This is a genomic window from uncultured Capnocytophaga sp. (assembly GCF_938029845.1).
In the GTDB taxonomy this organism is placed as follows: domain Bacteria; phylum Bacteroidota; class Bacteroidia; order Flavobacteriales; family Flavobacteriaceae; genus Capnocytophaga.
In genome coordinates this window covers 22,774-46,815 of sequence record NZ_CALHGG010000080.1, presented here as the reverse complement: position 1 = coordinate 46,815, position 24,042 = coordinate 22,774, and the positions used below count along the sequence as shown (strand labels likewise).

Genomic DNA, 24,042 nt, shown 5'->3' with positions numbered 1-24,042 from the left:
ATGCCCTCGCTTGTACTTGGCGTGTAATGTTAAGGAGAGGGCTTAGGGCAAAGTTTAAAAAAATTACGTTCATTAAAATATAGAAACCTATGGAAAGAGAAAGTTTCGTCTTTTATAGGAGTTTTTATGAAGGGATAAAGGAACTGCCGAGAGATATTCAGGGAGAAGTGCTTACAGCCATAATGGAGTATGGCTTAAATGGAGTAACAACTGAAAATCAGAAGCCGATAACAAAAGCGATGTTTTCCCTTATAAAACCTCAATTAGACGCTAATAATCAAAGGTTTGAGAATGGAAAAAAAGGAGGTCGTCCAAAAGCGAACTGTAACCAAACAGAAACCGAAACAAAACCGAAACAAAACCGAAACAAAACCAAACCCAAACCTAATGTAAATGATAATGTAAATGATAATGATATTTCTTTTTTAGAAAAAAAGAAACAAAAAAGCGACGTCGCGGTTTCTGATTTGGAAAATGAAAATTCAGAATCTCCCATAGAGACCCTTCAAACTCCAAAAGAACAAAGCGGCGGCGGGCGAAAGCGGTTCACCATACCAACTCCTGAAGAAGTGCAGGCTTATTGTGATGAGCGCAAGAATGGTATTTCAGGGCAACAGTTTTGTGACTTTTATAGTTCCAAAGGTTGGAAGGTTGGAAGTCAGCCAATGAAAGACTGGAAAGCAGCGGTACGCACATGGGAGGTGCGAAGAAAAGACCAATCGCCCTCTATAGTGCAACCACAACCGCAAATTTCAACGCCAAAACGTATTCGCTTTGACGAATATGGAAACGAGATAAGTTATTAAAAAAAACAGACTTAAAAATGCAAAACAAAAAAACACCAAACGACCCTGAGTTAGAAGAAGTCGTACTTGGGGGTATGTTAATAACTCAGCAAGGAGTGTCAGAGTTTGTAGAGGTCGTTAAAGGGACAAATATTTTTTACAATTCAAAAAATGCTCTGATATACGATGCTATCCTCTCCTTGTACAAATCCTCTCAAGCAGTGGATTTAATGACAGTTAGGTCGGAGTTACAAAAGACTGGAAAGTTAAAAGAAGCGGGAGGAGGTAGTTACCTTGTGGAACTCACAGAGAAGGTATCATCTTCAGCTCACATGCAATATCACGCCATGCTTCTTATGCAATTGTACGTTAAGCGCAAGAGTATTGAGGTAGGAAATACTCTCACAGACAATGCCTACGATGAAGATACTGACATATTCGAGTTGCTTGACAACTCCTACAAAGAGCTTGATAAGGTTTCTGATTGGCTATCTATCAAACAACCCAAGGATATAGGAGATCATTTAACAGAAGTCCTTAAACCTAAGTCAGAGCGTGCAGGCGTTCCTACTGCTGTACGAGACATCAACCTCAAACTCAACGGCTACCAACAAAGTGACTTAACGATAATTGCAGGACGTCCCGCGATGGGAAAGACAGCATACGCTCTCAATGATGCACTACATCAGGCACGTTTAGGCTACCCCGTAGGGATATTCTCCCTTGAAATGAGCGCACGACAACTAACTGCGAGGTTATTTGCAAACTATGCGGGGATAGATAGCAATAAATTAGCCTTTGGCACACTCTCGCAAAGCGAATATGATGTTGCTGCGGGGCTTAGGAGTTCTTTCTCAAAGCTGCCTTTATACATTGATGATGAGCCTTACTTGTCTTTGTTATCCTTGAAAATCAAAGCAAAAAAATGGGTAAGAGAGAAGAAAGTTAAGATTATCTATATTGATTACCTCCAATTAATCAACAATAATCTGAAAGGTAGAACAAGAGACCAAGAGATTAGCGAAATATCTCGTACTCTCAAAGGACTGGCTAAGGAATTAGATATACCCATCATAGCACTATCCCAGTTGTCTCGTGTAGTAGAGACAAGAGGAGATAAGCGCCCCATGCTTTCAGACCTCAGAGAATCGGGAGCCATTGAACAAGACGCAGACAATGTACTTTTCCTTTATCGACCTGAATACTATGGCATACCTCAATGGGAGGATAACACCCCTACCACTAATGAAGTGGAAGTTATCATTTCTAAATTTAGAAATGGAACAACAGGAGGAATAATAGCAGGTTGTCAGTTACAGTACATGCGCTTTTTTGAAAGAGGAGGAAACGTAAGCATGAATATTCATCAAGAAAATAATTTACCAAAAATTGACCCTAAAAATAGCACACCTTTTTAAAATGAAAAGTACAAAATTTTTAACAGAACTAAGAGCGAGGGGCTTACAAATCACAGAAAAGGAAGCGCAACACCTCATGGAAATAGCTGTATCTAATTACCGAGAAAATCAAGTAAAACCAATTCTTAAGCGGGAAAAGATGGCGCATTACCTAATCCTTGCATTAGCGTTCTCGGATGCTACTAACGAGCTGTTACACATGATTGACGAGAGCAATCTAAAGTATAAGTTCAAAAGCAACTTCAAGAATGTAAAGAAGCACACAAGGGATATTGTAGAAGAATTTTACAGAGTGAATAAAGCCGACACTCAACTCCTTGAAGCGTTCAAATCTTATGCGGATGATATATCGGAAATCGTGTATCTACACTTGGATAGTATCAATGATAACAATAAAAAATAAATGAAAATCATCGACCTTTTTAGCGGCATTGGAGGCTTTTCTCTCGGATTTCAGAGAGCAGGCTACCAATTTACAGAGCACTATTTTAGTGAGATAGATAAACACGCTATTGCTAACTATAAACACAATTTTCCACATGCAAAATACATCGGAGACATTACCACTCTTCAGCCCGCAGACATTGCAGGAGCAGACATTATCACTTTCGGATCGCCTTGCCAAGATTTCAGCCTTGCTGGAAAGCGTGCTGGACTTAAAGGAAACAAAAGTAGCCTTATCCAGCATGCAATTGCCCTCATTACTCACGTCCGACCAAGTATTTTTATCTGGGAAAATGTTAAGGGAGCTTACTCCTCAAACGCTGGCGCGGACTTTTGGGCGATTATCCAAGCGTTTGCCAACATTGGGGGTTATAGACTTGAATGGCAATTGCTTAATACGAGCTGGGTTTTACCCCAAAATAGAGAGCGGATTTACCTTATCGGACATCTTGGAGGAAAAAGTATCCCAGGAGTATTTCCTATCGGAGAAAATGATAAATTACTTGACAGAAAGACAAGGGAAAAAGGTTGGAGAGGTGGAAATTTCAAATCTTCACTTGCACGAACAATAACAGCTCGCTACTCCAAGATGGGGAGTTATGATACTTATATAGTCCCTAAGGTTGCAGCCACTCTCACAGGCGGCGGACATTCAGGAGGTTTGCACTCAGACATGACCGTGATACAGCTAAATCCGTCTAAGGAATCCAACGGTAGGCAGCCCTATCAACAAAATAGAATTTTTGACGAAAAAGGAATAAGCCCCGCTCTAACAAGACATAACAGTAATTATGCCATTAGTAAAATGCGCCGCTTAACAGAGATAGAATGTGAACGCCTGCAAGGTTTTCCCGACAACTGGACACAATATGGCGATTATAACGGGAAAATAAGGGGCATTTCAAAGACACAACGATACAAGCTCATAGGTAACGCTGTAACCGTGGATATAGTAACAATGATTGCTAAACGATTAAAATTTATAGAACAATGAAAACAATACAAGAACTTATTCCACTTATTCATAAGTGGGCAGAAGAAAGGCAAATATTTGACAAAAGCACCCCATTTGACCAACTCCTTAATGCTAACAAAGAGGTTGGTGAGCTTATTAAGGTGTGTTATGACTATGACAAAAAAGCCATCCAAGAAGCGATAGGAAACACTATGATTTTTCTTATTAATTATTGCAAATTTACAATAGAAGATGTATTATTGTATATAGAAACTGCAACAGAAATACTCCCTTGTAAGAAGAGAAATATAACATTACTTGCTGTAGATGTTAATTCTCATTTAAGTCTTATATTGACTAAATTCAGTTATAAAAAGAATGGTGTCAAAATCCCTGATTTGGAGGATATGTTAGATTTATTTAATAGCCTTCATAATATAGCTCTATTAGAAAACACCACCCTTGAGGAGTGCCTAAATATCGCCTACAACGAGATAAAAAACAGAACTGGAAAAATGATTAACGGTAAATTTGTGAAAGATGAAAAATAACAACTACCCCAATTGGCTTGTACCCTTAGAGATAGCCAAAGAACTCAAAGAAATAGGTTTTAATGAAGCCTGCCCTTTCATTGTTTATCCGAACGATGACGAGGTAGTTGTTTCAGGTACTGTTACTGTAGAAGAAGATTGGTTAGATGAAGATAATTATGGTGAGGTAATCATAGATTTACCTATTTCGCAGTGCAATACATTTAACAAACTCAATTTTCAAACAATCCCCACTTGGGAGCAGGTATTTGAATGGTTCAGAGGGGAAGGATATGAAAGTTACATTAGATTAGAGAGTCACGCTCATTTTGATGAGGGTAATTACTATTATTTTGAGATTACAAAGTCTAATCTACGTCAATTAGATTGGCAAGGTGATTTTGACGATTACAATGAAGCCCGTGAAGTCCTTGTAAAAGCACTCATACGAACCTATAAAAACGAACAACTATGAATAAAAAACTCATTGTACTATCAGGAAAGAAAAGAGTAGGTAAGGACACCGTGGCAAACATATTCAACGACTACACTAAGCGCAAATACGAACTCAGAGCCTTTGCCGAGCCCGTCAAAGAGATAGTGTCCCAAGCAGTAGGAACAAACTCATACAAATTAGACCTTTTCAAAGAAAGCCGATTAGTAGACGTTAATGGCATAGAGAGCAACCTAACCATAAGGGAGCTGTACCGAAAGACAGCCGACTTTTACAAGGGACTACTTGGGGAGGATATATTCGCTAAGCTAATGTTTCGACGATTGGCGTATGAGAATTACGAATTTCCAAGGGTGATTATCACAGACATGCGCTTCAAAGCGGAATATGAGCAGATGAAACTGCTTGACCCTGTCTTTATCCGTGTGAAATGCAGAATGGGCAATATGGATACCCATCCCTCCGAAATAGACCTTGACGATGTGCCTGATAGTGATTTTCACTTTATCATAGACAATACATGCACACGAACACAACTCAAGGAGCAGGTGCAAAAAATAGTCAAAAAGTTGAGAATATGAAAATATATCTATCAGGAAAAATCAGTGGGACAGACCTTACCCATACTCGTAAGCGGTTCAGTGATGTAGCCGACAAGCTCCAAGCATTAGGACACGAGGTTACCAATCCTCTTTGTAACGGACTATCTGAAACAGACCCATGGGAGGAGCATATAGCCAAAGACATCATCAATCTTATAGATTGTGAGGGAATATATATGCTACAAGGTTGGGAGGATAGTCAAGGGGCAAGAATTGAGCATGCTGTTGCCAAAGAAATAGGGCTAAAAGTGATGTATGAATAAATCATTAGCGACCAGCGCATTCCTTATAATCACTGGTCGCTAATCCTTAAATTAACAAAATGAAATATATTTATACCTACATTTGAAAGCACAAATGTAACTATAAATCGTGTGACAAATGTTACACACTTTCAATTTGTTACAAAAATATTTACATGGATAATTCAAATATATTTTGTACCTTTGCACTTTAAAATAAATTAACTATTATATATTGTGTTTTAGATTATGAAGACTAATATAGTAATGAAGAGCGCCGACCGTAACCTGTTCGGCATAATTATCAAACAAAACACTAAAAACGGACAAAGCCTTTCTGTTACAGACCTAATAAAAGCATATGAAAAAGCAAGGTTTCAGTATGGGTGGAGCGAGAAAAATATATCTATGATAATGAACTCTCAGGGTTTCATCGAAAGGGTATATCATATTCTAAATGAGAGGGGTATGATAAAAGTAAGTTTTCTTAGTTTTATGGAGTTTATTAAAAATGAAGGCTTTATAAAAGTACTCAAAGGATTGGGTGTTTGGAAAACTACAGGGAGAGGAGAAAATAAAGCAACTTATGCAGACCCTTATATATGGGTATTATTGGCTATGGAACTAAACCCTCTCATATATGCAAAAGTGGTAATGTGGCTCACTGATAGTCTTATTTTCAACCGAATATTAGCAGGAAGTGAGTTTGTACCTATGAACAGGGCAATTGCTTCTATTATCCCAAATCCTGAATATTCCCTTTATTGCCGAGAAATCAATAATAAAGTATTTGGGCGGCACGAAAGAGGTATAAGAGACACGGCAACAGACAAGGAACTAAGGCTAATTTCCGATATTGAAAAGTTTATTATACAACTCATAGAACAAGGAATATTAACCAACGAACAACAACTTCTAAGAGTAATTACTAACTACAAAGCCGCCTAATGACAACAAATGTAATAACCCCTAAGATAAAGAACAAAAACAGCAGGCAGCTAACAAGGAGGTATCGTATAATGAAAGCATTTCTCCTTATTAAGTTTGCTCACTTATATAGTCAGCGATGCCTACATCAATCCTTAATGAAGTCAAAGAATGACTATCACACAGCGGAGAATATATCCAATATGATAAATGATATATTCGGAGGTAAAACCTCCCCTAAAGATTTTATCTGTGATAAGAACGAGCAAGCAGATAAGTGTATTAGCCTAACCGAGGAGATGAAATCATACGAAGGGGCGCTAAAAACACTAAATATCGACCCTCAAGATGTATATGCTTTCTCTGCTGATGTAGAGTATAACAACTCAGTTCCATTATTCAGATGTTACGGACAACTTGCTATGTATGTAATAGGTCATATTATGAATTATGACTTAGGAATGATAACCAAAGATGAAGCCTTAAAAAAAATACAACACCTTAAGGATTTTGAATTTGCTCCTAAAAACCTATCTATGGTAACTCGTAAGATAGTTATTCAAGTAGAAGAAGCCTTTGGATTCGTCTTTTTGAGAAGAATTATAAGGCGCTGCAAAAAAGAGTATAAGGGTAAAAAATTTAAAGTGACAATAAAAAGTAATGTACACCTATGAAACATCAAGAAAGCACCCTACAAACCTCCTGTGTAAAATGGTTTAGGCTCCAGTATCCTAACCTCGTGATATACGCCGTCCCTAATGGTGGCAGTCGAAACGTACGAGAAGCGCAACGCCTCAAAGCTGAGGGAGTACTCGCAGGGGTTGCAGACCTAACCATATTGCTCCCCCAAGGAAAGATAATTTACATAGAGATGAAAGTAAAAGGTAATCGCCAAACTGACAACCAAAAAGACTTTCAACAAAAAGCCGAAGCACTCGGATATAAATACTATGTATGTTACAGCTTTGACGAGTTCAAAGCAATCATAGAAAAGGAACTAACCACCACTAACAACTAACAACTGATAACTGATATACCATGCTTGAAAAGATAAAAACAGCCATAGAAGAATGTACCCTTGAGTCAATAAGCAATAGCACTGCTTATATGAAGATGTTTTGCGGATTAGCAAGCAAGCATTCTATTGTATCAAATAAGGAAGTAGCTACTTTTCTGGGTATATCCCCCTCAAGCGTGAGCTACTACCGCAAGGAGCATAACAATATGCTTGCCGTTACAGAATATCAACAACTCTTCCGAAAGATAGAGAAGAAAATACTATAATCACTCCGTACAAATTACCTATTCGTTTCAACTTTGATGTGTTATTGATTGGCATCACTCCTTATTTAGGGGTGGTGTTTTTTATTCCTCTTTATTGTCTTGCTCGTACAGGTATCAGAACAAAAAAAATACAAAGAAAAAACAAATTTTATACAAACGAACATAGCAACCCATTGCAAGCCATGTCGTACCTTTGCCTTGATAATTAAGGCAAAATGGCATGGAAAGCAGAATAGGTAACCTCATTGATATTGATTGGAGAAATAACCTACACGACCTCCAACCTGAAAATATAAAAACTCCCACCAACTTAAATTTTCTCAAGGAAAGCCTTGTAAAACATGGCTTTGCCTTGCCTTTTGCTGTATGGAACGATCAAGGAAAATATTATTGTATTGACGGACATACCCGCAAACAAGTACTGTCCGAACTTGTCAGCGAGGGGGTAAGTGTCCCTACTCATCTAAAAGCCTTTGAGATATTAGCCAAAGACCGCAAAGAAGCAGTAGAAATACTCCTTGAAGTCTATAACCAAAAACACAATCCTTTTGTCAAAGATACTCTTACAGAGTGGGTAAAGGTAGAAGAGGTACAGGTCAATATTGAAAGTCTTCATGTAGAGACCCTATCAGAGCAAGACCCTAACGATATAAATATCAAACAAGAAAAGAAAGTTTGGGTACCTGATTGCCTTTTTCCCTCTAACAATCCCTATGATATTCCTACTTTGTTACCACATACACAGCCTATTTATGTAGATGTCCCTTTGCGCCCCTATGGAGCAGAAAAAAGGAGTAAGCAAGGCGTAGGTACTTATCATTTTTACGTTGATGATTACCGCTTTGAGGCTATTTGGGACAATCCCTCAGCTATCATAGAATCAGGGTGTAAGAATATCGTTGAGCCAAATTGTAGTTTATACGAAACCACCCCTATCAGTTATGGGATATTCCAAATCTACAAAAAGCGTTGGATTGCTCGTTTCTTACAGGATTACAATATAAATATATTCGTTGATTTGAACGTAACAGAAAAGTTTGCCTCTTATAACAGAATGGGCATTCCTGAAGGTTACAACGCTTTTTTTACTCGTGGTTACGAATCACGCCTTAATAACTTAGAAAAGGAACTTGTCATCGCTCAGGAAATATCAGGACTTGACAATCCGAATCTTGTTGTATATGGAGGAGGTAAAAAAGCTAAAGAGTTTTGTTGCAAGAAGAACCTTACTTGTATCAGTGAAACCACCTTAGATATATGATCCTATGGGCAAATCATCAGGTGGAATTAGGAATACTAACAAGCCTAAATCAAAAATCAGCAAAGAGAGCAAAGAGGAGGCAAGAGAACGAGAATTACAAAAGCTCAATGCACCATATAGGGAGATATACAAAGCAAAGAACGGTGCCTCCGTATCGGTAAGCCCTTATGCAGATAGAAAGGACTTACAAGAGAATATCACAACCGCCAAGGTAATAGCCGACGAATTAGGAATAAGTGTAAAGATACGTCCTCACTTGATTTTAGAAGGTTACAAAAATCCAGAATATGAGATAAAGGGGCTTAAAGCAGATAGGAAAGACACCAGTTCCTATAACGGAATAAAGAAAAACTTAGAATATGCAAAAGCACAAGGGATAGAAGCTATTGTTTATGATATTACAAAGTTTAAGGAATGGACGCCTAATGATATTGCAAGAAATTTAAAAGGTAAGATCTTAAACTATAAAGGAGCTGATTTTTTAAAAGAAGTGTTTTTTGTCAATAGCTCAAAAGCTGTTTCGTTTGCTAAACAAGATATATTAGATAACTATAGTTTGGTAGTCAATAAGATTGAAAAATTGCAATGAAAAAGCTCTAATAAGAGAGTTTAATCATCTTATTAGAGCTTTAGTGGTAGCGGCAGGAGCGCCCTCCCCCCGCGGCTTGTAAAGGATAGCCTATTACGGCACAAAAATACAAAATATTTTTCTAACCACAAATATTTTTTTAAATAAAATGGGAAAATCATCAGGAGGCATAAGAAATGATAGTCGTAATGACATCATAATGCAAAAAGGAGGAGGTACGCCCTCCAGTGTTAAGAATATAGGTAGCATCAAAGATATTACCGACAAAAAAGCTAATCGTGAGGTAAAGCGTGCTATATCAAAGTATCACTCACGAATAGGGCTTAATACTCGTGAAGTCAAACTGGCAGACCTAAAAAATGCTTATGGGATCGCTGTTATATCGAATAATTCAGGTACAGTATACCTCAATCGTAAATCATTCAACAACAGCAAAGCGATGGTAAAATCCAAGAAGGAAGAATATAGAAGAGGAGAAAAGGTCCATACCAATAAAGCTATTCAGCATACCACCATACACGAATTGGCTCATACCACTTGGACAAATCGACATACAGGAGACAAACACAAAAAAGCGGGTAAAGAGATAAAAGCCCTCTATAAACAATACACCAAAACAAAATCTAATGTATTAGGAGGGTATGCTCGCCAAAATATCAATGAGTTTTATGCAGAGGGAATGAGCAAAGCTATATTAGGTAAAAAAGACCCCTACTCTAAAAAGCTATTGGAAATCACCAAAAAGTATAAGTTATAATACACTTGCTATATATGTAATACTCTAAATAGAACAAACAATGATTTTAAAAAAAGACATCTTAAACAGAGCCTATCAAAGACATACCCAGATGGGAGGAAAAGCAAAATCTGTAGAAGCATTTGCGAAATTAGTAGTAGCAGGACTTAACATTATTCAGGCAGAGGAGGAAGAAAACGAACAAGGGCTTTTTATCTCTCACATCTATTCTGAAAAAGAACAAGAACAACTATCAGCAGGTATTGACTATAAAAACGAATTAGAAGAAGAAACAGACGAATAATGACAAACACTCCGAAAAATAGACAAACATGGATACTTGACTCTCTGAAAAGCGAGCCGAGTTTGTCATATTCGGAAGTGTGGGGTAAATATGAGGTAAAGTGGGGTAAGGGTAAAACTACCTTTGATAAAGATTGGAAACAAGCTCAAAGACAGCACCAAGAGTATCAAAAACAAGCCCAGCAGGTTAAGTTAAAGCAATCCCTCGCTACTGAAAAAGAAGCAGTAAAAAGGGGGCTTAAAACCAAAATAGACCGTATCACTATTTTGCAAAATCAGATTGACAACCTTTTAGAGAGATTGGAAAAAGGTACTCACCCACAAGAGATACGATCCCATGAAGGACAAATACAAAGATACGAACGAACGCTTACTCCCTCAGAGATAACAGCCTATAACCGTACCATTCGTGAGTTGCAGTCCGAAATATCCAAAATGGAAGGGGATTATATCAATGTAAATCAAGTAGAATTATCAGGCAGCATCGACATAGCCCAATGGCTCAAGAACAACAACAAGAACAATGATTAAGACCCAACCTGTATATGATCCTTTGTACTTGAACAAAGATAAGTTTATCATCATACTCTCCGGAGGAAGGGGGTCGGGTAAGTCGTACAACGCATCTACTTTTCTTGAACGCTTATCTTTTGAGGCAGGGCATAAGATACTATTTAGCCGTTATACCATGGTATCTGCTCATAGTTCTATTATTCCTGAGTTTGAGGAAAAGATAGAAGCAGAAGGGACACAATCCTATTTCAGTATCACCAAAACAGCTATCAAAAACACCTTTTCAGGCTCTGAAATTCTCTTTAAAGGGATTAAGACATCATCAGGAAACCAAACCGCTAACCTCAAATCCTTACATGGTATTACCACCTTCGTAGGTGATGAAATGGAAGAATGGCTATCAGAGGAGGATTACGAAAAACTAATCCTTTCTATTCGTCAAAAGGGGGTGCAATTGCGGGTTATCCTTATTCTGAACCCCTCCAATGCTGAGCATTTCATTTATAAGAAGTACATCGAAAAAACGCATAAGGTGGTAAATATTGATGGTGTGGAAGTGCAAATATCTACCCATCCTGATGTATTGCATATTCATACTACCTACTTTGATAATATAGAAAACCTTAATGAGCAGTTTTTTAAGCAGATTGATGAAATCAAAACCCAAAGCCTCGCACAAGCTACTGATGAACAAGGCAATTTTTCTCAATCTTTGTTCAACAAAACCAAATATGCTCAAAAAATCATAGGACGATGGGCTGATGTATCAGAAGGGGTAATATTTACAGATTGGGAGATTGGCTATTTTGATACTTCACTGCCTTATGGATACGGACAAGATTACGGATTTAGCATTGACCCAGATACACTCATCAAAGTAGCCGTGGATAATCGTAGCAAAATCATTTACATTGATGAAAAGTACTATAACAACAAACAATTATCCTCTGACGGACTTTATCAGCTCAATAGCACTTTGATAGATCACCCTGACGACCTTATCGTCGCTGATAGTGCCGAGCCTCGTCTGATTGCAGACCTAAGAGATAAGGGGCTAAATATTGAACCTTGCGAAAAAGGAGCAGGCAGCGTATCAGCAGGTATAACAACAATGCTCAATTATAAGTTAGTGGTAACGCCTGAGAGCTTTAACGTTATGAAGGAGCTAAAGAATTACGCTTGGAATGACAAGAAAGCAGGTATACCCATAGATAACCACAACCACTCAATAGATGCTATTCGTTATATCACTATGAGACTATTAAGTGGAACAAATAACAACCTATATCAACTCGCCTCAATGATTTAATAAGCACATAATACAACCAATATACTATGACCCAAGAAGAATTTAAACAAGATGTTTCTCTGATTGACACCACTACCTTTCAAAGGCAGTATGATGTCAAAAAGCACGAGATATTCACCAATAAGCATAAGTTCCCAGACCCTGAAATCGTAATACCTCTTACGGACGAGGTAGGTAATCCCTTATTAGATAGTCAGAACAAACCACGTTTTGAAAAGCGTACTCGTTCCCTTAATCGTATAGGACTACCTTATCAAAAGCGTATCGTTGAAATCGCTACCATGTTTCAAACAGCTATCCCCTACAAATATACCGCAGAGGACAGTCCGCTCTTTGCTGCCTTTCAAGAGGTAATCAAAGCCAACAAAATGAGCTTCTCTGATAGTGCTATTTGTACAGAGGTCAAGCGTTACACCCTTGTAGCCGAGCTTTGGTATTTGGAGGAGCAGCCCAACGAACAATATGGCGTACCTACTCAATACCTATTGCGACACAAGGTACTATCTCCACTCAAGTACAAGCTATATCCACGCTTTGATGATAATGATAATCTTATCTCTTTTGCTATTGAAAGCACCACTAAGGATAATAAAAAGACCATATTCCAGGGCTTTACCGCTGATGAGATATACACCTTTACCACAGAGAACGGCACCACTACCACAGAGGTAAAACCTAATATAATTGGCAAAATACCTGTAGTAATCTATCGCCAAGAGGAAACAGAATGGAATGCTGTACAGCACCTTATAGAGATAGCCGAGGTACAGCGTACTTATTTTTCTGAAAGTAATAAGAAGTTCGGGGAGCCTATCCTAATGATCGCAGGAAAGGTAGAGGGTAAAATGGCTGTCAATAATACAGGGGGTAAGGTCTATGAGGTCAAGGACGGAGGTAATGTGCAATTCGTAGTACCACCTAATGCTAATGAAAATTTTGACCGTGAAATGAGTATGAATAGGCGTGATATACACGAGTTCACCCACACCCCTGACCTTTCCGATGAGTTCTACGCAGGCAAGGGTAATATGCTCTCAGGAGTAGGGCGCAAACTCGCATGGCTGCCTGCTCACCTCAAGGTAAAAGATAACGAGGCTATATTTATCCCTGCCCTACAACGCCGTATCAATATCATTTTAGCCTTCCTTTCAAAGATGTATTTACCCTTTGAAAAGGAAATGAAAGATATAGATATTACCCCAATCATTACCCCTTTTGATATTGACGATGATACTGAAATGATACGTACTCTTATGGAAGCTAACGGAGGGAAACCGCTACTATCTCAACGAGAAGCAATGCAGCGTTTCGGCATTACAGACCCTGAAGCTCAACTACAACAAATCAAAGACGAGGAGAACGGAACCCTTAACGAAGCAAGTATCTAATGGACTACGATAACGAACATAGAAAACATCTACTCGCTTACCTACATCAGATAGAACGATTATTCTATGAGTGGGTAGGCTTTTCTGTGTCCTTAGCTCTCAAAACTGATTTCAAGGAGCTTATTGCAAGTACATTGTTCTCATTTGCTTATACAAAGAAAGGTAAAGCCTTTGACAAGGAGTTAGCTCGTTTCAGCAACCAATTAGATGAAATCATAAAGCAAGGCATTACCAAAGAATGGGCGTTTGCCAATCTTAAACAGGATAAGCTACTAAGGGAAGGGCTAACCAAGCATCAAAACTTAGAAGCTCTCGAAGCCTTCAAAGTACGCAAGATTAAAGATTTTACGGTCTCCAATCGTGTATGGGACATCGCTAAAAAAGCACAAAGTGAGATAGAGCTTGCTTTATCCGTTTCCTTGGAGGAAGGTAAAAGCGCTGTCCAGCTAAGCAGTGAGGTACGCAACCTTTTGAATAACCCCACTGCTTTATTTCGCAGGGTAAGGGACAGATATGGCAACCTAGTACTAAGCAAAAACGCCCAAAACTATCACCCTGGGCAAGGAGTATATAGAAGCGCCTATAAAAATGCTTTGCGCCTTGCAAGTAACGAAATCAATGTAGCCTATAAGTCCGCTGATTGGTTACGGATACAGCAAAACCCTGATGTAGTAGGATTTGAAGTACGCATATCTCCACAGCACAAAGTATATGACATGTGTGATGAACTGAAAGGCAAATATCCTAAATCTTTTCGTTTCCACGGCTGGCATGTAGGCTGTAAGTGTCATATTATTACTATTCTTAAGACTGACGAAGAACTTATCAAAGAACTCAAAGCCGATGAAACACTACCTCCTGAAAGCTCCTCTAATTACGTAGGTGATGTGCCAAGTAATTATAAGCAATGGGTAAAAGATAACAAAGATAGGTTCAAGAACTGGAAAACAAAGCCTTATTTTATTGAAGAGAATGCTAATATATACCCCCTTAAAAAAGAAGGTAAGGTAACCTTAGCAAAAAACTATGACAGAAATGACTTCAAACGGAATAAAGAAGTAGCCGATATTTGCGCTAAACAAACAGGATTTGACTTTCATATTAGAGAACATATAGAGAAGGACGGGCTAACAAATCCTGAATATCTGATAAATGACACTTTTTTAGGCGATAGAAAGTCAATAACATCAAACACAGGTATTATAACTCAGATAGATGCTGCTAAAAGGCAAATGCTTAATTCTCTTGTAAATCCCAACAAGAACCCCTATTGCATAGTATGGGATTTAGACGAAATAGAGGATATAGATTGGGGTGAGATAACACACAACCTATCCAAAAAAGTCACTAAAGAAAGAGGTAAGTATATTGAAGGTATGTTTTTTCAATACAAAGGAAAGGCTGTATATATGTCAAGAGAAAGTATAGTTAATAGAGATTATAAAATACTTGACAATATTAAATAATCACAAAGCCCTACCTTGATAAAAGGTAAGGCTCTGTTTTGGGGCAAATTTAGCTATTCACCGCGTTTGCTTCTTTATACTTGATGAAAAGTAAGTCTTTTTAAGACACCTCAAAAATAACTGTACATTATCTTTGAGGTGCTGGGGGTGTGGGCTTTGTAGCTTATCAATAGAAGCGTCCCTCACCTTCGTAAAGTTTGTAAATACCCTTTACGACAATGCAAAGGTACAACAATTCTTTTAAATAGCAACAAAAATATGAAAATTAACACTATTGACATACAAACTACTTATCATACCTACCTTTTAGAAGGTAATTACAAGGATTTGCTTTGTTTTCCCCCTCTCAAGAAACTAAATAGTAACGATTGGGCAGAATATTACGGCAAAGAGTACGACACAGACGATCCTCAACTGGACACCCTCTCTATATCCTTGTCTTTTGTTACCAAAAGCAACCAATATGACGCCTTTATAACCTTTTTATCTGCTCAAACCTATAATAATTTTTATTTTGATGAATTGGGTAAGTCTTTCCGATTACGATTTGTAGGAGTGAGAAAAGCAAAAAAAGAACAAGGCTACATCACCTATGAGCCTACTTTTGCCAATGATACCCCCTTACAAGGTTATACCTATATTGCCCCTAATGACACTTTACCTCCTTCAGGTTTTACCATTGACAACATAGACCTATCCAAGTATGGTATTTACCTATTAGAAGAGAATGAAAGTAACTTGCTAAAGAGCTACGAGGTAAAAGAGCACCTAACCACTAACAGCAGCACCATTGCAGGGGTACAATATGCTGAATATCCCAACGTATTTAAGGAGCGTACCATTGAGCTTCTCTGCTATATCAAACAGCCGATTAATCGCTTTTGGAAATTGTATGAAGCGCTTCTATATAACCTTTCTCAGAGAGGAGAACGTACCATTAATGCTTTTGGTAGTACCTTTAAAGCTATCTATCAGAAAGCAAATATAAAAGAAGTGATACTCACAAAAGATACTTTGAGGGTAGAATTTACCATTTCCTTAGTGGTAGTATAAAAAAAAGACAAAAAAAGAACAAAAAATATACAAACTGATATAATAAGCACGTCTTGAGTATGGTGTATCTTTGTGCTTGGAAATTAACCACTAACCGCTAATAACTATGCAACTACACTTTAACAGCACCTATATAGACATTCTCACCACTGATGAGAGCTACCGATACCGCTCCATTATGGGGGAGCATACCCTAAACCTATACTTTTCCTTATCTACTTACACAGATATACCTACTGGGGCATGGTGTGAGTTCCAAGGAGAACGCTATACCCTCAATCAGCCTGCTAAAGTGGTGAAGCATAACAGTCGACACTTTGAATATACCCTTACCATGGACAGCGAGGGGGCAAACCTGAAGAATTACAAGTTTCGTAATCCAAATGATAAGACCCTCAAATTTCCTTTCACAGCCTCTCCTCGCTACCATATACAAATATTGGTAGATTGCCTTAATATGATAGATAGCGGTTGGCAGGTAGGCACCACGATTGAAGCTAATGAGAAATTGATTAGCTACAACCATAATAACTGCCTGGAAGCTTTAGACATGATAGCTAAGGCTTTTGAGACAGAATACGAGATTATAGGTAAAACGATACACCTTCACAAGGTAGAATATTTCAAAAATAATGCATTACCACTCCAATATGGCAAGGGCAAAGGGTTTAAGACAGGTGTAAGCCGTACTACCGAGCAAAGTCGCATTACCCGTCTTTATGTACAAGGGGGCGACCGCAATATTGACCGCTCTAAGTATGGCAACAAGGAATTATTACTACCCAAATCACAAGAGTACGTATATGAAGGGGTAACCTTTGTTTCAGACGACAAAGGGCTATCAATAGCTATCAAGAATGCGCAAAATAACGGCTTTATTAACGAACAAAGCCTTGACCTTTCCCATATATACCCAAGTCGTAAAGGTACGGTGTCAGCTGTTTTTGAGGTTGATAAAGCCAAACATTTCTATGACTTTGCAGACACATCTATACCTCAAGCATTGAACTTTGCAGACCTCCAAATAAAGGGAGAGAAAATGGTGATATACTTTGAAAGTGGTATGTTATCAGGTAGGGAGTTTGAGATTAGCCGTTATGAGCATAGCAGCGGCTATAAACATAGTGCACGCCGCTTTGAGATAGTCCCCAAGGAAGAGGATGGCGCCACCATGCCTAATGATATATTTAAACCCGCTGTGGGTGATCGTTATTCTGTATATAACATGCACCTGCCTACTGCTTATATTTGCGATAACGCTACCAAATCAGGAGCCAGTTGGGAGATGATGAAGGAAGCATCTAAGTATCTGTATGAAAACCGAGCAGACCTATTTACTTTCACTGGTGATTTGGACGGAATATGGGCAAAAAAGAACTGGGCAAATGTAGGCGGACGGCTCAAAATGGGAGGATATATCAACTTTTCAGATAATGAGTTTCAGCGTACCCCCGTGGCTATTCGCATTGTAGGGCTTAAAGAGTATGTAAATAACCCCTATAGCCCACAAATAGAACTATCCAACAAGGTACAAGGACAATCCTTTTCCTCTGAAATACGCAAACTCCAAAATCAAGAGGTATATTTTGGAGAGATGAACAAGAAAGCTATATCTGAGACTAAAAGAAGTTGGCGTAACGCCTTAGAGACAATCAAGCAAGTAGAAGAAGCGTTTCCTGAATATACCAAGAGCATTATTCCTGCCACAGTACAAACAATGATGGCTTTGGTGGGTAATAAGGCAGGACAATTTGCATTTGTTGCTAATAAGACCAACCCTATCACTGTGCCTCACACCTTGTACTTTGATAGAAACAATAAGCAAATCAAAGCAGGTAGTGGCTGGATAAAACATTACACACTTGGTACAACTGACATTAAACCAAGCCACTCCGCAGATGATTATAAGTATTGGTATGTTTCTTCCTTTGTATCAGGAAGATTAGACGATAAGGCTAAAACCTATTACCTATATATCAAAGCGAGCAAAATAGCTGAGACCGCTCAGTTTGTTTTATCAGAGAACAAGATAGGCATGGAGCAAGAAGCAGGATTTTACCACTTTCTATATGCCACAGTCAATTCTGAGTACGATGGTGAGCGAGGAATAGCCCAAATCAATGGCTTTACCGAGATTACAGGCGGGCAATTAGTAACCAATAAAATCAGTTCAGGAAATGGAGAGCAGTATATCCTGCTCTTAGATAATGAAATCATTATCAAAGCCAATTTACGTATCACTGACGGAAACAAGACAGAAATAAAACAACTTGTAAATCCTGATTTACTTTCATTGGAGAGTAGGTTAAAGCAGTACTCTAATGAACAAACTAGCAATATCCAAGTAGGAGGACGTAACTTAATTCTCAATAGTAAAGAGGAACGATATAAAGAGTATAAAGGCACTTCAGAAGATTATATTATTTATCAATTAGCAGGAGGAATATTAGAAAAGAACACCAAATATACGCTAACATTAGAATATAAGAGTCAAGATTTACGAAGTGTAGATTTGTTTTTTATAAATGAAGGAGCATCTCAAACACCTAATAAGAATATATCTAATACAAATGGTGAATGGAAAAAAGAATCATTCACTTTTACAACAAATGATAAGTCCCCAAAAGGATATATTCGCATTGATAACAATGGTAGTGATTTAGGTAATGTAACTTCTAAACTATGGACAAGGCTTGTTAAACTTGAAAAAGGAAATATCTCTACGGATTGGTCTCCCGCTCCTGAGGACTTAGAATCTTTAATACAAACAGAACAACAAGCCCGCGAGCAAGCTATTGCTATAGCTAAAAATGCAAATGAAACCTATGCACGAGCTCAATCAGAATTAACCAAAGCCCAAGCCGTAGCAGAAGCTAATCGACAAGCAGGAATAGCCCTAACAGCCGAGCAACAAGCGCGTATCTTACAACTTCAACAAAACCTACAACAAGCTAAAACCTTTGCCGAGCAAAAGGTAAATGAGTTAGATATAGGAGGTCGTAATTTAGTCCTCAACAGTAAAAATGAGGTGTATAAAGAGTATAGAGGTACTTCTGAAGCATACATTATTTACCAAATTGCAGGTGGTCAATTAGAGCCTAACACTCAATATACATTATCTTTGGAGTACAAGAGTCAAGATGTTAGAAGCGTTGATTTATTCTTTATATCCGGTTCAGGTCAGCATAAATCAAAAGAGCAATTACCTAATACTAATGGAGCTTGGAGAAAAGAAATATTTACTTTTACAACAGGGAACAACCCTAACCAAAGAGGTAATATACGTATTGATAACAATGGAAGTGCATTAGGTAACGTTACATCTAAACTATGGACAAGATTTATTAAGCTTGAAAAAGGCAACAAACCAACTGACTGGTCTCCCGCTCCTGAGGATATTGAGAACAAGGTAGCCGACATTCAAACAGACTTACAGGTTGCTATCAATAATGCAAGAGCGCTTATAGCTGTTGAAACACAAAATCGCCAAAAAACAGATACCAATGTGTCAAAATTGGTAAATAAAACCAACTTCCTAAGCGACACTTACACAGTAGGGAACGCTATGGCAACCGGTACTATGATACTTGGGAATAGTTTAGGAGTTCAAGCGGGTGTTACAGGTGTAGGAGCTGCTAATAATGATATACGATTTTGGGCAGGTAGTAATTATACAGATAGAAAAAGAGCGCCTTTTATGGTTATGCAAGATGGAACGATGTATGCAACAAAAGCTAATATATCAGGAGAAATTAACGCTACAAGTGGAAGTTTTACAGGGCAAGTGAATGCAACCAGTGGAAAGATAGGAGGTTTTCATTTAACAAATGATAGTATTATTCATTCTACAGATACAAATACCCCTCCTAGTAGAATAGATAGTTGGAAAAGAGACACTAGATATGCTTCTATTTCTTCTAATTCTATTATATATAGGGATAATGGGGAACAAAACGGCATTTATAGACATGTGATGATGGGTCAGACAGTGGCACCAAGTACAGGGGCTAAAGGAGCTATGCTACGAATAGATAGCATAGAAAACAATGACACTTGGGACAATATCGGAGCAAGATTAGAGGTCAAAGGAGCAAGAGTTAATAACGTAGCTCTTGATATTGTAGAAGGAGATGTAAGAGTAAAAGGACAAAAAGGATATACAGGTAGTTTCATGGTATCAACAGGTGTAGGGGGTAGATCTATTCAGATATTCGTAACAAATGGAATTATTACTAATGTAGCAATGTAACTAAAAATTAACAACTCAAAAACTTTATAAAATGCAAATCATTCAACAAAAAACAAGTATCTCAGCGCAAGAAGAAGCGCATGGAGTAAACATTATTTACTCTTACGAATTTGAGAAAGACCAAAAACCATACTTTGTGACTTTCTCGGCCTCTCGAAAGGACGAAGCAGGTAATTACATTGTGCCTATCCAAGGAACTGTAACTGAGCACAATTTTGATGTGCAAAATAACAATTTCCAAGTCTCAGATATTGAGTTATACAAGCACATTCACGAGGCTTCTATGACTATTATCAAAGGAGAAAGCACTGAAAAACCAAAAGCCAATGGTAAGGAAAAATAGGTTTCTCGTGCCAAAAGGATATAGGGCAATCACCCTATGTCCTTTCATCTTCGTTCGCAACGATAGTGATAAGTACGATAAAGAGCTTATCAATCATGAACGTATCCACTTGCGACAGCAAAAGGAACTACTGATACTCCTCTTTGCCATTTGGTATTTCCTTGATTTTCTTTTCAAGTATTTACGCTATCGCAATTGGGATAAGGCTTACCGCAATATCATCTTTGAAAGGGAAGCCTACAACAACCAAAGCAACCTCAACTACCTCAAGGTAAGGGGTATATGGTGGTTTTGGGGACAATGATTAAATAATTAATTCTAAATCTATGAATAAACTTTTACAATGGTTTTTAAAAGCTAAAATGAAGGTGGCTATATGGGCAACTCCAGTGGTACTACTATTCTACTTTGACGATAAGATACACCTCAGAGATAGGGTGTATTACTTCTTCATTGCCTTTTTTAAAAGCATTCCTTTGTTGATGCTGTACTCATATTTCTCTATGTGGAAAGACAAAAATGAGTTCTTTTATGCAGGTATCTGTACAGCGTTATTGCTTAATGCTTTGGTAGGAGGGGTGTATCATTTTAAGGCAGGAACCTTTGACATCAAGGACGCTCTTGTCAAAAACGCAACAATGGTCTTTATCATAGCGGTTGTTTATATTTCCTTATCCTTGCTTAGCATCCCTCTTGATGAATCTGAAATGGGTAAGATGTTTAAAAGCGTAGTACAACTCACCACATTACTATATCCAGTGAGTAAAATCCTAAAGAACGCATTTATCCTTACAAATGGGAAGTTTCCTCCTCAATTCGTTATGAAAGCCTTATATAACTATGAAAGGGAGGGCAAATTAAAAGATTTCTTTGATGAAATAAACGGAACAAAAACAAACGAACCTAAAACAGAAGACAATGAACCAAACACAGATTAATTTTATCCAAACCTACAAGCCAGTAGCTCTTGAAAGCGAGCGAAAGACAGGTATTTCTCACCTCTTTATTCTTGCTCAGGCAGGTTTGGAGAGTGCATGGGGGAAAAGTCCTATAGGGAATAATTTCTTTGGTATAAAAGTACCTAAGAGCCTTATTAGTAGCACTCCCAATGAGAAAAAACAACTCCTAAGAACAACAGAGGTACTCACTACTCCTAACGAAAATAGCAAATTCCCTGAAGTGATTAGTATCACCAAGCGTACAGACGGCAAATACTTGTATATCGTACGAGATTGGTTTATGAAATACGATACCCCTGAAGAATGCTTTACAGACCACGCTAATTTCTTTTTCAGGAACAAACGATACGCCAAGGCGTTAGATGTCAAAGCAGACCCTTACAAGTTTGCCGAGGAAGTAGCAAAGGCAGGCTATGCCACTGCTCCGAACTATGCAGAGAGCCTCAAAGCACTAATTAAAGAAATTGAAAAAGTAAAATAGTTATGTATGAGAAAGAAATTGTATTTACTATTAGCTCTTATGGTGCTTTTCGGTTGCGGGAGCAAGAAATCAAACCGAACCGAGCTGAAAGAAGAGCAAAAGAGCGAAAGGAAGGAGGTAAAAGACAACTCCACACACGTAGAAAAGTCCCAAAAGGTAAGCGCTTTTGAGGTACAACAATCCCAATCCTATGAAATCTCCCTTGAGAGTGATAAGGACAGTGTAGGTAACGCAAAGGAAGTGGTGTATTATCGTATCAGGGACGGCGACAAGGAGACCATAAGAGTACAGGGCGGAAAGGTTACTCTTAAAACCATAGACAACCTTTCTAAGAGCTTGCAACAAGCTAATAGTACTCTTTATATAGATAATAAGATAAGCCAAAGATCCGAGACACAAAGCCAATATACACAAGCCACTAAGCAGGTGCAGAAAGAAGTTAGAACAATTCCCTTTGCCCTTATTATTAGCATTTTGCTGATTGGAGTGATTGCCTTGCTCTTGTGGAGATTTAAGCTGTTTCGGTAAATAATTAAGCCCTCGTAGTGAGGGCTTTTTTTATTGCATGGCATTTTTATCCCCAAACAAACAGAAAAACAAAAAAAATACAAAGAAAAAACAAATTTTATACAAACTGATATACATCTTATTCTCAAGCCCTTGCGTACCTTTGCGGTAAAACAAATATTGTACATCTTATGGAAAAAATCCTACAAGCTCTCAAAACCAAGTATGCGCACTTGGGGTTAGAGGAAAACATCTTAAAAGCAATCGCTACTCGCTTAGCGGCTGCGGTTAAAGACGATACGGAAATTGAAAACGCCGTAAAAGGAGTTGAGGAAGAAGTCAAGCTATTGCAATCAGTAGCAGACAAAGGGCGCACAAGCCTTACAAAAGCTGAGGAAGCTCGCAAGAAATTAGAGAAAGAACTCGAAGAAGTGAGGGCTAAATCTAATCCAAATCCTCCTGCTCCACCCACAGAACCTAAACCTGACGAAATGCCAGCGTGGGCAAAGGGTCTTTTGGAAGCTGTTACCAATCAAGGTAAGGCTATTCAAGCATTTCAAGAAGAGAAGCTACAACAAACCGCTAAGGAACGTTTCCTGAACCAACTCAAAGCGCAGGGGGTATCGGAGCCGTTCTACAAACATCACTTAGGGCGTACTTTCAAAGACGATACCGAAATGGACGCCTTTGTCAGCGAACTAAAAGCTGATGAACAAGCGTTTTTACAGACCCAAGCCAATACAGGGCTTTCCTCTCATTCAAGTAATGTGTTAGGAGGTGGTACTGATGCTAATGGCGTATCAGCAGATGTACAAGCCTATATTAATGAAACTTTCAAAAAACAGTAAACACTTATGAAACAAGTCCAAATTTCAGACAAAGCAGGTCGCCAAATAGTCGTATTTGACCAAGAGGATGCTACCTACCCTGGTGGGGTGTATATAGACCCTACTACTGCTAAGGCACGCTTTACTGACGGAGTTATTCCCGCAGGCACTCTTGTAGTACCTAATACAGATGGTACTTTCAAGGTGGTAAATGAAACCCTTTCACAAGCTAATACTGCGGGAGCCGTTGGGCTAACCGCTCACGATGTAGTCATTGACGATATGCCGCTCGTAGCAGTCGTAATGGCGGGAACAGCACGTAAAGAGGCGCTACCTGACAAAGAAAAGGCAGGGGTAGCTTTCTTGCGTACTGCTTTACCACGTATCTCATTCATTTAATAATCTTAAAAACTAAAA

The 24,042-nt window shown here is 38.4% G+C and carries 29 protein-coding genes; all 29 read left to right on the top strand.

Going from position 1 to position 24,042, the window contains the following annotated elements:
• Positions 1–89 precede the first annotated feature (89 nt).
• The 29 genes from Q0625_RS06130 to Q0625_RS05990 all read left to right on the top strand — a co-directional run bounded on the left by Q0625_RS06130 (position 90) and on the right by Q0625_RS05990 (position 24,024).
• The gene (locus tag Q0625_RS06130; protein ID WP_298824579.1) at positions 90–806 is read left to right on the top strand and encodes a DUF6291 domain-containing protein; all 717 of its coding nucleotides are present in this window, start codon (positions 90–92) and stop codon (positions 804–806) included.
• Positions 807–823: 17 nt separating this feature from the next.
• Positions 824–2,203 (top strand): replicative DNA helicase, encoded by a 1,380-nt coding sequence (gene dnaB, locus Q0625_RS06125; RefSeq protein WP_298824577.1) that lies wholly within the window; start codon positions 824–826, stop codon positions 2,201–2,203.
• A 1-nt stretch (position 2,204) separates the two neighbouring features.
• Complete coding sequence (locus Q0625_RS06120) at positions 2,205–2,606, top strand: hypothetical protein (RefSeq protein ID WP_298824574.1); 402 nt, start codon at positions 2,205–2,207, stop codon at positions 2,604–2,606.
• Positions 2,607–3,641, top strand: a complete 1,035-nt coding sequence (dcm, locus tag Q0625_RS06115) for a DNA (cytosine-5-)-methyltransferase (protein WP_298824571.1) — start codon at positions 2,607–2,609, stop codon at positions 3,639–3,641.
• Positions 3,638–4,153 (top strand): hypothetical protein, encoded by a 516-nt coding sequence (locus tag Q0625_RS06110; protein WP_298824569.1) that lies wholly within the window; start codon positions 3,638–3,640, stop codon positions 4,151–4,153. The genes dcm and Q0625_RS06110 overlap by 4 nt, the downstream gene beginning before the upstream one ends.
• Entirely contained in the window at positions 4,143–4,607 is a 465-nt protein-coding gene (locus Q0625_RS06105) for a hypothetical protein (protein WP_298824566.1), read from the top strand. Before Q0625_RS06110 ends, Q0625_RS06105 begins: the two co-directional genes overlap by 11 nt.
• Positions 4,604–5,167 carry a hypothetical protein gene (locus Q0625_RS06100; RefSeq protein ID WP_298824564.1) on the top strand — a complete coding sequence of 188 codons (564 nt, stop codon included), beginning with the start codon at positions 4,604–4,606 and terminating at the stop codon, positions 5,165–5,167. The genes Q0625_RS06105 and Q0625_RS06100 overlap by 4 nt, the downstream gene beginning before the upstream one ends.
• A complete protein-coding gene (locus Q0625_RS06095; RefSeq protein WP_298824561.1) occupies positions 5,164–5,451 on the top strand; it encodes a DUF4406 domain-containing protein in 288 nt (95 codons plus the stop codon). The genes Q0625_RS06100 and Q0625_RS06095 overlap by 4 nt, the downstream gene beginning before the upstream one ends.
• A 228-nt stretch (positions 5,452–5,679) precedes the next feature.
• Entirely contained in the window at positions 5,680–6,378 is a 699-nt protein-coding gene (locus Q0625_RS06090) for a hypothetical protein (protein ID WP_298824558.1), read from the top strand.
• Positions 6,378–7,031 carry a hypothetical protein gene (locus tag Q0625_RS06085; RefSeq protein WP_298824555.1) on the top strand — a complete coding sequence of 218 codons (654 nt, stop codon included), beginning with the start codon at positions 6,378–6,380 and terminating at the stop codon, positions 7,029–7,031. Before Q0625_RS06090 ends, Q0625_RS06085 begins: the two co-directional genes overlap by 1 nt.
• On the top strand, positions 7,028–7,375 hold the full coding sequence (locus tag Q0625_RS06080; protein WP_298824551.1) for a VRR-NUC domain-containing protein: 348 nt from the start codon (positions 7,028–7,030) through the stop codon (positions 7,373–7,375). Before Q0625_RS06085 ends, Q0625_RS06080 begins: the two co-directional genes overlap by 4 nt.
• 20 nt (positions 7,376–7,395) lie before the next feature.
• Positions 7,396–7,641, top strand: a complete 246-nt coding sequence (locus Q0625_RS06075) for a hypothetical protein (RefSeq protein WP_298824548.1) — start codon at positions 7,396–7,398, stop codon at positions 7,639–7,641.
• A gap of 220 nt (positions 7,642–7,861) precedes the next feature.
• The gene (locus Q0625_RS06070) at positions 7,862–8,902 is read left to right on the top strand and encodes a DUF4417 domain-containing protein (RefSeq protein WP_298824543.1); all 1,041 of its coding nucleotides are present in this window, start codon (positions 7,862–7,864) and stop codon (positions 8,900–8,902) included.
• Between the two features lie 4 nt (positions 8,903–8,906).
• Positions 8,907–9,491 carry a hypothetical protein gene (locus Q0625_RS06065; protein WP_298824536.1) on the top strand — a complete coding sequence of 195 codons (585 nt, stop codon included), beginning with the start codon at positions 8,907–8,909 and terminating at the stop codon, positions 9,489–9,491.
• Positions 9,492–9,639: 148 nt separating this feature from the next.
• A complete protein-coding gene (locus Q0625_RS06060; protein WP_298824534.1) occupies positions 9,640–10,248 on the top strand; it encodes a hypothetical protein in 609 nt (202 codons plus the stop codon).
• A 40-nt stretch (positions 10,249–10,288) separates the two neighbouring features.
• Positions 10,289–10,531: a hypothetical protein gene (locus tag Q0625_RS06055; RefSeq protein ID WP_034566872.1), complete on the top strand. Its 243-nt coding sequence runs from the start codon at positions 10,289–10,291 to the stop codon at positions 10,529–10,531.
• Between the two features lie 62 nt (positions 10,532–10,593).
• Entirely contained in the window at positions 10,594–11,061 is a 468-nt protein-coding gene (locus tag Q0625_RS06050; protein WP_273084582.1) for a hypothetical protein, read from the top strand.
• A complete protein-coding gene (locus Q0625_RS06045) occupies positions 11,054–12,352 on the top strand; it encodes a phage terminase large subunit (RefSeq protein ID WP_298824528.1) in 1,299 nt (432 codons plus the stop codon). The genes Q0625_RS06050 and Q0625_RS06045 overlap by 8 nt, the downstream gene beginning before the upstream one ends.
• Positions 12,353–12,378: 26 nt before the next feature.
• Complete coding sequence (locus tag Q0625_RS06040; RefSeq protein ID WP_298824526.1) at positions 12,379–13,740, top strand: phage portal protein; 1,362 nt, start codon at positions 12,379–12,381, stop codon at positions 13,738–13,740.
• Positions 13,740–15,206 (top strand): hypothetical protein, encoded by a 1,467-nt coding sequence (locus Q0625_RS06035; protein ID WP_298824523.1) that lies wholly within the window; start codon positions 13,740–13,742, stop codon positions 15,204–15,206. The genes Q0625_RS06040 and Q0625_RS06035 overlap by 1 nt, the downstream gene beginning before the upstream one ends.
• Positions 15,207–15,464: 258 nt before the next feature.
• A complete protein-coding gene (locus tag Q0625_RS06030) occupies positions 15,465–16,259 on the top strand; it encodes a hypothetical protein (protein ID WP_298824522.1) in 795 nt (264 codons plus the stop codon).
• A gap of 106 nt (positions 16,260–16,365) precedes the next feature.
• Complete coding sequence (locus Q0625_RS06025; RefSeq protein WP_298824520.1) at positions 16,366–20,508, top strand: hypothetical protein; 4,143 nt, start codon at positions 16,366–16,368, stop codon at positions 20,506–20,508.
• A 31-nt stretch (positions 20,509–20,539) separates the two neighbouring features.
• Complete coding sequence (locus Q0625_RS06020; RefSeq protein WP_298824518.1) at positions 20,540–20,851, top strand: hypothetical protein; 312 nt, start codon at positions 20,540–20,542, stop codon at positions 20,849–20,851.
• On the top strand, positions 20,835–21,155 hold the full coding sequence (locus Q0625_RS06015) for a hypothetical protein (protein ID WP_298824515.1): 321 nt from the start codon (positions 20,835–20,837) through the stop codon (positions 21,153–21,155). The genes Q0625_RS06020 and Q0625_RS06015 overlap by 17 nt, the downstream gene beginning before the upstream one ends.
• 22 nt (positions 21,156–21,177) lie before the next feature.
• Complete coding sequence (locus tag Q0625_RS06010; protein WP_298824512.1) at positions 21,178–21,789, top strand: hypothetical protein; 612 nt, start codon at positions 21,178–21,180, stop codon at positions 21,787–21,789.
• Entirely contained in the window at positions 21,770–22,291 is a 522-nt protein-coding gene (locus Q0625_RS06005; protein ID WP_298824509.1) for a glucosaminidase domain-containing protein, read from the top strand. Before Q0625_RS06010 ends, Q0625_RS06005 begins: the two co-directional genes overlap by 20 nt.
• Positions 22,292–22,297: 6 nt before the next feature.
• Complete coding sequence (locus Q0625_RS06000; RefSeq protein ID WP_298824506.1) at positions 22,298–22,819, top strand: hypothetical protein; 522 nt, start codon at positions 22,298–22,300, stop codon at positions 22,817–22,819.
• A 170-nt stretch (positions 22,820–22,989) separates the two neighbouring features.
• Complete coding sequence (locus Q0625_RS05995; RefSeq protein WP_298824504.1) at positions 22,990–23,646, top strand: spindle pole body component Spc42p; 657 nt, start codon at positions 22,990–22,992, stop codon at positions 23,644–23,646.
• A gap of 6 nt (positions 23,647–23,652) precedes the next feature.
• Positions 23,653–24,024 carry a hypothetical protein gene (locus Q0625_RS05990; RefSeq protein ID WP_298824501.1) on the top strand — a complete coding sequence of 124 codons (372 nt, stop codon included), beginning with the start codon at positions 23,653–23,655 and terminating at the stop codon, positions 24,022–24,024.
• Positions 24,025–24,042: the final 18 nt, after the last annotated feature.

Coding starts and splice junctions, on each gene's coding strand:
- Q0625_RS05995 (WP_298824504.1), top strand. CDS start 22,990: ATGGAAAAAATCCTACAAGCTCTCAAAACCAAGTATGCGCACTTGGGG.
- Q0625_RS06035 (WP_298824523.1), top strand. CDS start 13,740: ATGGACTACGATAACGAACATAGAAAACATCTACTCGCTTACCTACAT.
- Q0625_RS06025 (WP_298824520.1), top strand. CDS start 16,366: ATGCAACTACACTTTAACAGCACCTATATAGACATTCTCACCACTGAT.
- Q0625_RS06075 (WP_298824548.1), top strand. CDS start 7,396: ATGCTTGAAAAGATAAAAACAGCCATAGAAGAATGTACCCTTGAGTCA.
- Q0625_RS06130 (WP_298824579.1), top strand. CDS start 90: ATGGAAAGAGAAAGTTTCGTCTTTTATAGGAGTTTTTATGAAGGGATA.
- Q0625_RS06090 (WP_298824558.1), top strand. CDS start 5,680: ATGAAGACTAATATAGTAATGAAGAGCGCCGACCGTAACCTGTTCGGC.
- Q0625_RS06100 (WP_298824564.1), top strand. CDS start 4,604: ATGAATAAAAAACTCATTGTACTATCAGGAAAGAAAAGAGTAGGTAAG.
- Q0625_RS06060 (WP_298824534.1), top strand. CDS start 9,640: ATGGGAAAATCATCAGGAGGCATAAGAAATGATAGTCGTAATGACATC.
- Q0625_RS06015 (WP_298824515.1), top strand. CDS start 20,835: ATGGTAAGGAAAAATAGGTTTCTCGTGCCAAAAGGATATAGGGCAATC.
- Q0625_RS06095 (WP_298824561.1), top strand. CDS start 5,164: ATGAAAATATATCTATCAGGAAAAATCAGTGGGACAGACCTTACCCAT.
- dnaB (WP_298824577.1), top strand. CDS start 824: ATGCAAAACAAAAAAACACCAAACGACCCTGAGTTAGAAGAAGTCGTA.
- Q0625_RS06010 (WP_298824512.1), top strand. CDS start 21,178: ATGAATAAACTTTTACAATGGTTTTTAAAAGCTAAAATGAAGGTGGCT.
- Q0625_RS06005 (WP_298824509.1), top strand. CDS start 21,770: ATGAACCAAACACAGATTAATTTTATCCAAACCTACAAGCCAGTAGCT.
- Q0625_RS06055 (WP_034566872.1), top strand. CDS start 10,289: ATGATTTTAAAAAAAGACATCTTAAACAGAGCCTATCAAAGACATACC.
- Q0625_RS06030 (WP_298824522.1), top strand. CDS start 15,465: ATGAAAATTAACACTATTGACATACAAACTACTTATCATACCTACCTT.
- Q0625_RS06120 (WP_298824574.1), top strand. CDS start 2,205: ATGAAAAGTACAAAATTTTTAACAGAACTAAGAGCGAGGGGCTTACAA.
- Q0625_RS06070 (WP_298824543.1), top strand. CDS start 7,862: ATGGAAAGCAGAATAGGTAACCTCATTGATATTGATTGGAGAAATAAC.
- Q0625_RS06085 (WP_298824555.1), top strand. CDS start 6,378: ATGACAACAAATGTAATAACCCCTAAGATAAAGAACAAAAACAGCAGG.
- Q0625_RS06000 (WP_298824506.1), top strand. CDS start 22,298: ATGAGAAAGAAATTGTATTTACTATTAGCTCTTATGGTGCTTTTCGGT.
- Q0625_RS06040 (WP_298824526.1), top strand. CDS start 12,379: ATGACCCAAGAAGAATTTAAACAAGATGTTTCTCTGATTGACACCACT.
- Q0625_RS06020 (WP_298824518.1), top strand. CDS start 20,540: ATGCAAATCATTCAACAAAAAACAAGTATCTCAGCGCAAGAAGAAGCG.
- dcm (WP_298824571.1), top strand. CDS start 2,607: ATGAAAATCATCGACCTTTTTAGCGGCATTGGAGGCTTTTCTCTCGGA.
- Q0625_RS05990 (WP_298824501.1), top strand. CDS start 23,653: ATGAAACAAGTCCAAATTTCAGACAAAGCAGGTCGCCAAATAGTCGTA.
- Q0625_RS06110 (WP_298824569.1), top strand. CDS start 3,638: ATGAAAACAATACAAGAACTTATTCCACTTATTCATAAGTGGGCAGAA.
- Q0625_RS06065 (WP_298824536.1), top strand. CDS start 8,907: ATGGGCAAATCATCAGGTGGAATTAGGAATACTAACAAGCCTAAATCA.
- Q0625_RS06045 (WP_298824528.1), top strand. CDS start 11,054: ATGATTAAGACCCAACCTGTATATGATCCTTTGTACTTGAACAAAGAT.
- Q0625_RS06080 (WP_298824551.1), top strand. CDS start 7,028: ATGAAACATCAAGAAAGCACCCTACAAACCTCCTGTGTAAAATGGTTT.
- Q0625_RS06105 (WP_298824566.1), top strand. CDS start 4,143: ATGAAAAATAACAACTACCCCAATTGGCTTGTACCCTTAGAGATAGCC.